Here is a 9760-nt window from a genome sequence, read left to right as displayed (position 1 = left end):
CGCCCGGTTACATTCCGAACCCGGAAGCTAAGCCTTTCAGCGCCGATGGTACTGCAGGGGGGACCCTGTGGGAGAGTAGGACGCCGCCGAACAATCATTCAACGCTGGCCCCTGAACTTCGGTTCGGGGGCCAGCGTTTTTTTGTGCCCGCTCACCTGGCGTTCATGTGGCAAGAGGACGATCCGCTGTCATGAGGATGACAGGAGCGCTCAAGTCTGCCGGTGTCGCGACCGGCGACGAGGTGATCGTGCCGGCCTACGACTCCGGCGAGTTGGCGCGGGCGGTCGTCGCGGCCGGGGCCGTGCCGGTGTTCGCCGACATCGATCCGCTGAGCTACTGCCTCGCGCCGGAGGCCGTCGGTGCGGCCGTCACGCCCAGGACCGCCGCTGTCGTGCTCGTACGCCGCTTCGGGTATCCGGCCGATGCCGCGCGGCTCGCCGAACTGGCCGCCCGGCACCGGGTGTTGATCCTTGAGCAGGAGGACGGGCCGGGCATCGACGGGGATGTGGCCCAACGGCGGGAACGGGCCGGGTACTTGGACCGGCGGCTCGTCGGGGTGGAGACGCCCGCGCCCGCCGAGGGGCATCGCTATCAGCGGTACGTCGTGCGCGTGCCCGGCAACGGGCGGCCCGACCGGGACGCGTTCGCGCGGCTGTTGCGGCGGCGCGGGGTCGCCTGCGAGGTGCCCGTGCCCATTCCCGTACACCGGATGCGGGAGTTCAGGCGGGACGGGTGGATGCTGGCCGAGACCGAGCGGGCCGCGGACGAGACGCTCGCGCTGCCCTCCCTCGACGGGCTCTCGGAGGCGGAATTGCGGCGGCTGGTGTCCGTCTGCAACGCGCTCGGCGGGCTGCTGCAGCCCGCCTAGGCCGGAACCGGTGGCCGTGGTTCGGAACACCGTCTGATTCGGGGTATGCTTTATCTCGTTGGTGAGGGGGAAACCCCGAAACAACAACAGGCCCCTATAGCTCAGTCGGTAGAGCGTCTCCATGGTAAGGAGAAGGTCTGCGGTTCGATTCCGCATGGGGGCTCAGGAATACGAAAGGCCCCGCCCATTGGGCGGGGCCTTTCGCGTACCCTCTCGGGGTTATCGCTTGGCCTGTTCCGGGATGCGCAGGGACAGGATGGCCATGTCGTCGGAGGCCGGTTCGGCGGCGAAGCGCTCGACCGCGCGCAGAACGCGGGCGGCGACGGCACCGGCGGTGAGACCCGTGCAACTGGCGAGGACGTCGGTGAGGCCGTCGTCGCCGAGCATGCGGGTGCCCTCGCGGCGCTCGGTGATCCCGTCGGTCACGCAGAGCAGGACGTCACCCGGGTCGAGCGTGATCGTCTGCTCGTACAGCTCCAGATCCTCCATGACGCCGAGGAGCGGCTGGGGTTCGGCGGCCGGTTCGACCGAGCCGTCCTGGCGCAGGCGCAGCGGCAGCGGATGGCCGGCGCAGACGATCTTCAGGATGGCGCTGCCGTCCTCCTGCGGCCACAACTCCCCGTAGAGGAGCGTCAGGAAGCGGCTGCGGGCGCCCTCGTCCAGGATCGCCGCGTTCAGGCGCTCCAGGACCGCGGGGCCGCCGAAGCCCTCGCGGGCGAGCAGGCGAAGGGCGTGCCGGGCCAAGCCGGTGACCGCGGCGGCCTCCGGGCCCGTACCGCAGACGTCGCCGATGGCGAAGCCGTACGCTCCGTCGCGGATGGGGAACAGGTCGTAGAAGTCGCCGCCCACCTCGTTGCCTTCGCCGGCCGCGCGGTAGATGACCTCGACCTCGACGCCCGGGATCTGGGGCAGGCCCGGCGGGAGCAGGCTGCGCTGGAGGGAGCGGCTGATGGCCATGCGCTCGGAGTAGAGGCGCGCGTTGTCGAGCGCGAGGGCGGCCCGGCGGGAGAGGTCCTCGGCGAGTTCGAGAATCTCCTGACGGAAATGGTCATCTGACGGCTTGCCAAGTGTCAGCATGCCGATGACGCGGTTGCGGGCGACGAGCGGCAGTACGACGGTTTCGCCGCCGACCGCGGCCGCCGTCGACAAGGTGGTGCCGATCCCGCCGCCCACGTGCGGGCTGCCGGAGCGGCCGAGGTCGCGCATCGAGACGCGGAGAGCGGCCTGGTGGGCGGCTTCACCGGGGGCGGTCCAGACGCGGGCGCCCGGGGTCGGCACCGGCTCCGGCGGATCGATCTTGGAGAGCAGGGCCTTGAGGCCGTCGATGCGCTCCTCGTCCTCGTGCAGGACGTAGGAGAGGTACGGGTCCGAGGCCTGGTCGGCGATCGTGTAGACGGCGCACCAGGTGGCCAGGGTCGGGACCGTCATCTGGGCCATCAGGGCCAGGGTCTGGTCGCGGTCCAGGGTGCCGGCCAAGAGGTCGGAGGCCTCGACGAGGAAGCTCAACGAGCCTCTGCGCAGGCGTTCCAGCTCGCCCAGGCGGGCCGATTCGACGGCCAGGGCGATGCGGTCGGCGGCGAACTGGAGGCGCAGTGCCTCCTCGTTGGAGTAGCGGCCGGGGGATTCCGCGGCGACTCCCAGCGAGCCGGTGAGGCGGCCCTCGACCTTGAGCGGGACCGTGACGACCGAGCGCATGCCGGTGCTTTCGAGGAGCGGGACGGCGCCGGGGACGGCCGCGAGGTCCTCGTGGACGGCGGGCATCCGCGCCGATCCGTACCGTCCCGTGCCCGCCTCCACGGGGACGCGGGCGAAGCGCTGGCGGGCGGAGGGGAGGCCGGTGGTGGCCCGTACCTCCAGCTCCGTCTCGTCGTCGGTGGCGAGCAGCAGGAAGGCGGAGTCGCCGTCCAGCATGTCGCGGGCGCGTTCGACGGTGCGCTGGAGCAGTCCGTCGAGGTCCTCGGGGGCGGGGGAGCCGATGAAGACCTCGAACGGGTCGAGGCTGCGGCTGTCGCCGTGGGCGGCCGGGTCGGTGGCGGGCTGGCGGACGGGGGTCTGGAGCACCGCCCGCTCGTCGTCGCGCACCAGCAGGCAGACCGTCGAGGGCTCGCCCTCGGTGTCGCGCACGCGCAGGTGGGAGGCGTACACGGGGACCACGCGGCCGTCGGCGCCCCTTATCCCGTAACTGCCTTCCCAGCGCGAGAGTTGGAGGGCCTCGACGATGCCGGTGGAGGTGCCGGGGGTGTGCGGCCAGGCGGCGAAGTCGGTCAACGCCTTGCCGGTGACCTGGTCGGCCGGGTAGCCGAACAGGTCTTCGGCGTCCTCGTTCCAGGCGCGCACGGCTCCGGCGCGGTCGATCTGGACGACCGCGACCCGTACCCGGCCGTCGGTGGCGGGAAGCAGCGCGGTGGGCAGGGCGGGGCCGGCGGAGCGGGTGCCCACCGGGCGGTCGGGGAGGTCGAGTTGGAACCAGACGTGCTTCCTGGCCGGTGTGTACTCGACGCCCCAGCGGGAGGCGAGGGCGGCGCAGAGCAGCAGGCCGCGGCCGTTCTCGCGGTCGGGCCCCGCGATGTCGGCGGGGGAGCCCAGGAGCGGAACCTCACGTTCGGGGTAGCGGTCGGCCACCTCTACGCGTACGCCGTCGTCGGAGCGCAGGCACAGGACGTCCGCCTTGGTGCCGGCGTGGACGACCGCATTGGTGACGAGTTCGCTGGTCAGGACGACGGCGTCGTCGACGACGTCCGCGTACCCCCAGCCCTGGAGGGTGTCCCGGACGAAGGCGCGGGCGGTCGCGACCGACCGCCCGACAGGGTCGAAGCTGGCTGCCGCCCGCGCGGTGATCACAGAACTCCTCGTACGCGTCTCGACGCCCGGATCTCCTTGACGGGGCTCCGGAACGTGCCCTCCGGGAATCAACAGTCCCATGTCGGCCCGCCCCCTCCGGTTGTCCCGTGGTCGTCCTTTGTGCCGCCCTCCCCCAAGCTTTACCGAGCAGGAGGTACGAACCGCCCCCTCGCCGGGCGGACCGGGGCGGCTGGACAGCCGGATGCCAGGTTACTTACCTTCGCTGTCCGAGCGGATGCCGGTCACCAGTGTTTCCGCCCTCCGAGGGCGGGGACGGATATGCGAAGCTGCCGAACTGTTATGGCCTGGTTCGGCCGTGGTGAAACACTGGGCATGCTTCCGGAGACATCCCGGGTAGTGCGGTCAACCCTTGCGGGAGGGACACTGTGGAGTCTGGCGCAGCAGCGCGGGGCGTAGGCACGCGCGCGAAGGACGAGCAGCCCCGGACTCAACAGGCCCGGAGCCACAAGCAGCGCGGGGGCAACGGGACGACCGAGGTGGACACGGCGGCGCTCCAGCGACTGCTCGCGGCGCTCGCGTCGATGCGGGACGGGAACTTCCGCAAGCGGCTGACGGTCTCCGGTGACGGCGTGATGACGGAGATCGCGGCCGTCTTCAACGAGGTCGCGGACCGCAATCTGCATCTGACCGGCGAGATCGCCCGCGTGCGCAGGATGGTCGGGCGTGAGGGGAAGCTGACCGAGCGGCTGGAGAACGGGGCCTGCGAGGGTTCCTGGGCCGCCGCGATCGATGCCTCCAACGCGCTGGTGGACGATCTCGCGCGGCCGGTCTCCGAGGTCGGGCGGGTGCTCTCGGCGGTGGCCGAGGGCGATCTGGAACAGCGGATGGATCTGCGTTCGCACGGCAGCGACGGCGCCGAGCGGCCGCTGCGCGGTGAGTTCCTCAAGGTGGGGCGGACCGTCAACAACCTGGTCGACCAGTTGTCGGCCTTCACCGACGAGGTGACGCGGGTCGCCCTTGAGGTCGGCACGGAGGGCAAGCTCGGCGGTCAGGCCCAGGTGCGCGGTATGTCCGGTTCCTGGAAGGATCTGACGGATTCCGTCAACACCATGGCGTACCGGCTGACCGCACAGGTACGTGACATTGCTCTCGTCACGACGGCTGTCGCCAAGGGTGATCTGTCGCGCAAGGTCACGGTGCACGTGGCCGGCGAGATGCTCCAGCTGAAGAACACCGTGAACACCATGGTCGACCAGCTGTCCTCCTTCTCCTCCGAGGTGACGCGGGTCGCCCGCGAGGTGGGCACCGAGGGCGAACTGGGCGGGCAGGCGCAGGTGCCGGGCGTGGCCGGGGTGTGGAAGGACCTCACCGACTCCGTCAACGTGATGGCGACGAACCTGACCGCGCAGGTGCGCGGGATCGCCCAGGTGACGACGGCCGTGGCGAGCGGCGATCTGTCGCAGAAGGTCACCGTCAACGCACGCGGCGAGGTCGCGCAGCTCGCGGAGACCATCAACCAGATGACCGAGACGCTGCGTACGTTCGCGGACGAGGTCACCCGGGTCGCCAACGAGGTCGGCGCGGAGGGACTTCTCGGCGGGCAGGCGCAGGTACCCGGGGCGGCGGGTACGTGGAAGGACTTGACGGATTCCGTCAACACCGTCTTCCGCAACCTGACGACCCAGGTGCGGGACATCGCGCAGGTGACGACCGCGGTGGCCAGCGGTGACATGAGCCAGAAGGTCACCGTCGACGTGGCCGGCGAGATGCTGGAGCTGAAGAACACCGTCAACACGATGGTCGACCAGCTCCAGTCGTTCGGTTCCGAGGTGACCCGGGTCGCCCGCGAGGTCGGCATCGAGGGCCGGCTCGGCGGGCAGGCGGAGGTGCCGGGCGCGGCGGGTACGTGGAAGGACCTGACGGATTCCGTCAACACCGCGTTCCGCAACCTCACCGGTCAGGTGCGCGACATCGCCCAGGTGACGACGGCGGTGGCCAATGGCGACCTGTCGCAGAAGGTCACGGTCGATGTCGCGGGCGAGATGCTGGAGTTGAAGAACACCGTCAACACGATGGTGGCGCAGCTGTCGTCGTTCGCGGACCAGGTCACGCGGATGGCGCGGGACGTGGGCACTGAGGGCCGCCTCGGCGGTCAGGCGCGGGTCGACGGCGTGTCCGGCACCTGGAAGGAACTCACCGACTCCGTCAACTTCATGGCGGGAAACCTGACTTCGCAGGTCCGTCAGATCGCCCAGGTGACGACGGCGGTGGCGCGCGGTGATCTGTCGCAGAAGATCGACGTGGATGCGCGCGGCGAGATGCTGGAGCTGAAGAACACCATCAACACGATGGTCGACCAGCTCTCCGCCTTCGCCGAGCAGGTCACCCGGGTCGCCCGCGAGGTGGGCACCGACGGCCGGCTGGGCGGGCAGGCGCAGGTGCCAGGCGTCGCCGGGGTGTGGCGCGATCTGACCGACTCCGTGAACGGCATGGCCGGCAACCTGACGGCGCAGGTGCGCAACATCGCCCAGGTCGCCACGGCGGTGGCGCGCGGTGATCTGTCGCAGAAGATCGACGTGGACGCGCGCGGCGAGATCCTGGAGCTGAAGAACACCCTCAACACGATGGTGGACCAGCTCTCCAACTTCGCCGAGCAGGTCACCCGGGTGGCCCGCGAGGTGGGCACGGAGGGCATCCTGGGCGGTCAGGCCGAGGTGCAGGGCGTGTCCGGCACCTGGAAGGACCTCACCCAGTCCGTCAACTTCATGGCGAACAACCTGACTTCACAGGTGCGCAACATCGCCGAGGTGACGACGGCGGTCGCCGAGGGCGACCTCTCCAAGAAGATCACCGTCGACTCCAAGGGCGAGATCCTGGAGCTGGTGACGACCGTCAACACCATGGTCGACCAGCTGTCCAACTTCGCCGACGAGGTCACCAGGGTGGCGCGCGAGGTGGGCACCGAGGGCATCCTGGGCGGTCAGGCCCGGGTGCGCGGGGTCACCGGCATCTGGAAGGACCTCAGCGACAACGTCAACCTGATGGCCGCGAACCTGACCACCCAGGTGCGGAACATCTCCAGGGTCTCGGCGGCGGTCGCCAACGGAGACCTCACCAAGAAGGTGACGGTCGAGGCCCGCGGCGAGGTCGCCGAACTCGCCGACACCGTCAACACCATGGTGACGACGCTGTCCTCGTTCGCCGAGCAGGTCACCAAGGTGGCCCGTGAGGTGGGCACGGACGGCATCCTGGGCGGTCAGGCCCGGGTGCCCGGCGTCTCCGGTACGTGGAAGGACCTCACCGAATCGGTGAACTCCATGGCCGACAACCTCACCGGCCAGGTGCGGCAGATCGCCACCGTCACCACCGCCATCGCCCAGGGCGATCTCACCAAGAAGATCGACATCGATGCGCGGGGCGAGATCCAGGAGCTGAAGAACACCATCAACACGATGGTCGACCAGCTGTCCTCGTTCGGCCAGGAGGTCACCCGGGTCGCCCGAGAGGTGGGTACCGAAGGCCAGTTGGGCGGTCACGCCCGGGTGCGTGACGTGGACGGGACCTGGCGCGACCTCACCGAATCGGTGAACGAGATGGCCGGGAACCTGACCCGGCAGGTACGCGCCATCGCCGCCGTCGCTACGGCGGTGACCCGCGGCGACCTCAATCTGAAGATCGACGTGGATGCGGCGGGCGAGATCCAGGCCCTCCAGGACAACATCAACACGATGATCGCCAACCTGCGCGACACCACCGTCGCCAACAAGGAGCAGGACTGGCTCAAGGGCAACCTGGCCCGCATCTCCGGCCTGATGCAGGGCCGCCGCGACTTGGACGACGTGGCCTCGCTGATCATGACCGAGCTGACGCCGGTCGTCTCGGCGCAGCACGGCGCCTTCTTCCTGGCGATGCCGACCGGGCGCGGCTCCGGGGTGAGCGGGGGCAGCGACGGCTCGTACGAGCTGCGGATGCGCGGGAGTTACGGATACTCGGCCGGTTCGATGCCGACGTCGTTCCGGCCCGGTGAGACGCTCATCGGCACGGCCGCCGAGGAGAAGCGGACGATCCTGGTGGAGAACGTGCCGCCGGGCTACCTGAAGATCTCCTCCGGGCTGGGCGAGGCGCCGCCGGCGCATGTGATCGTGCTGCCGGTGCTCTTCGAGGGGAAGGTCCTCGGGGTGATCGAGCTGGCGTCGTTCCAGCCGTTCACGCACATCCAGAAGGACTTCCTCAACCAGATCGCCGAGATGATCGCGACCAGCGTCAACACCATCTCCGTCAACTCCAAGACCGAGGTGCTGCTCAAGCAGTCGCAGGAGCTCACCGAGCAACTGCGCGAGCGCTCGGCCGAGTTGGAGAACCGTCAGCGGGCCCTTCAGGCCTCCAACGCCGAACTGGAGGAGAAGGCCGAGCTGCTCGCCCAGCAGAACCGCGACATCGAGGTGAAGAACACCGAGATCGAGGAGGCCCGGCAGGTGTTGGAGGAGCGCGCCGAGCAGCTCGCGGTCTCCATGCGCTACAAGTCCGAGTTCCTCGCGAACATGTCGCACGAGCTGCGCACCCCGCTCAACTCCCTGCTCATTCTCGCCAAGCTGCTCGCCGACAACGCGGAGGGGAACCTCTCCCCGAAGCAGGTGGAGTTCGCCGAAACGATCCACGGGGCGGGCTCCGATCTGCTCCAGCTGATCAACGACATCCTCGACCTGTCGAAGGTCGAGGCGGGCAAGATGGACGTGTCGCCGACCCGGATCGCCCTGGTCCAGCTGGTCGACTACGTGGAGGCGACCTTCCGCCCGCTGACGGCGGAGAAGGGCCTCGACTTCTCCGTACGGGTCTCGCCCGAGCTGCCCGCGACGCTGCACACCGACGAGCAGCGGCTGCTCCAGGTCCTGCGCAACCTGCTGTCCAACGCGGTGAAGTTCACCGACAGCGGTGCCGTGGAGCTCGTCATCCGCCCGGCCGCCTCCGACGTCCCGGACGCCATCAGGGAGCAGCTCCTGGAGTCGGGCTCGCTGCGCGACGCCGACGCCGACCTGATCGCGTTCTCGGTCACCGACACCGGCATCGGGATCGCGGCCGGCAAGATGCGGGTCATCTTCGAGGCGTTCAAGCAGGCGGACGGCACGACCAGCCGCAAGTACGGCGGCACCGGCCTCGGTCTGTCCATCAGCCGTGAGATCGCGCGGCTGCTCGGCGGCGAGATCCACGCGGCGAGCGAGCCGGGCCGCGGCTCCACCTTCACGCTGTATCTCCCGCTCCACCTCAGCGAGTTGCCCCCGCAGGGCTATCCGCAGCTCGCGCCCGGCGGTATGCAGACCGCGGCGGGGCTCGCCCTGGACGCCGTACGCCCGCAGGCGATCGGGTACAACGGCGGCCCGCAGTCGGGGCAGAGCGAGGCGCAGCCCGCGACGGCCGGACTGTTCCGCCGGCGCCGCAAGGCGCTGGGCGGGGACGGCCGGCCGGTGGGCACGATGTCCGGGCAGTCCGACGCCGAGAGCGACGGCTGGGCGGCGGCCGACCCGGAGCGGTCGCCCGCGCACAGCTTCCACTTCGCCGGCGAGAAGGTGCTGATCGTCGATGACGACGTACGCAATGTCTTCGCGCTCACCAGCGTCCTTGAACAGCACGGCCTTTCGGTGCTGTACGCGGAGAACGGGCGCGAGGGCATCGAGGTCCTGGAACAGCACGAGGACACCGCGGTCGTGCTGATGGACATCATGATGCCCGAGATGGATGGCTATGCCACGACTTCGGCGATTCGCCGGATGCCGCAGTTCGCCGGTCTGCCGATCGTCGCGCTCACCGCGAAGGCGATGAAGGGGGACCGCGAGAAGGCCATCGAGTCCGGCGCTTCCGACTATGTGACGAAGCCGGTCGACCCGGACCATTTGCTCTCGGTGATGGAGCAGTGGATGCGCGGAAAGTGATCGTCTGCCGCCCGTATCACCGGCTGTCGCTGACTGAGTGTGGCCGAAGGCGTGTGAGACGGCGGTATTCGGGGAACCTTCTGGTCTCCCACCGCGTTTCTGCTACGTGCACAGTGACATCGCGGTGACAGGGTGTGGCGACAGGCGGGGTGCGGCTACCATG

At 69.5% G+C, this 9760-nt stretch carries 3 protein-coding genes, 1 tRNA gene and 1 rRNA gene; 4 read left to right on the top strand and 1 reads right to left on the bottom strand.

From position 1 onward, the window contains the following. The 3 genes from rrf to ACIQ8J_RS11860 all read left to right on the top strand — a co-directional run. Positions 1-92: ribosomal RNA gene (gene rrf / locus ACIQ8J_RS11870) — 5S ribosomal RNA — on the top strand; the annotation flags it as partial. 98 nt (positions 93-190) lie between these two features. Beyond that, a complete protein-coding gene (locus ACIQ8J_RS11865; RefSeq protein ID WP_403270520.1) occupies positions 191-868 on the top strand; it encodes a DegT/DnrJ/EryC1/StrS family aminotransferase in 678 nt (225 codons plus the stop codon). Positions 869-958: 90 nt separating this feature from the next. Continuing rightward, a tRNA-Thr gene (locus ACIQ8J_RS11860) sits at positions 959-1031 on the top strand. A 56-nt stretch (positions 1032-1087) separates the two neighbouring features. Here ACIQ8J_RS11860 and ACIQ8J_RS11855 read toward each other — a convergent pair. Continuing rightward, the gene (locus tag ACIQ8J_RS11855; protein ID WP_403270523.1) at positions 1088-3790 is read right to left on the bottom strand and encodes a SpoIIE family protein phosphatase; all 2703 of its coding nucleotides are present in this window, start codon (positions 3788-3790) and stop codon (positions 1088-1090) included. A 305-nt stretch (positions 3791-4095) separates the two neighbouring features. On the opposite strand from ACIQ8J_RS11855, the gene ACIQ8J_RS11850 reads away from it, so the two are divergent. Then, positions 4096-9597 (top strand): HAMP domain-containing protein, encoded by a 5502-nt coding sequence (locus tag ACIQ8J_RS11850; protein WP_403270526.1) that lies wholly within the window; start codon positions 4096-4098, stop codon positions 9595-9597. The last annotated feature ends 163 nt before the right edge of the window (positions 9598-9760 follow it).

The sequence above is a fragment of the Streptomyces sp. NPDC094147 genome (genome assembly GCF_044764265.1).
Lineage (GTDB): Bacteria > Actinomycetota > Actinomycetes > Streptomycetales > Streptomycetaceae > Streptomyces.
Note: the sequence above shows the minus strand (reverse complement) of the source record. Positions and strands in the feature narration are given on the sequence as shown.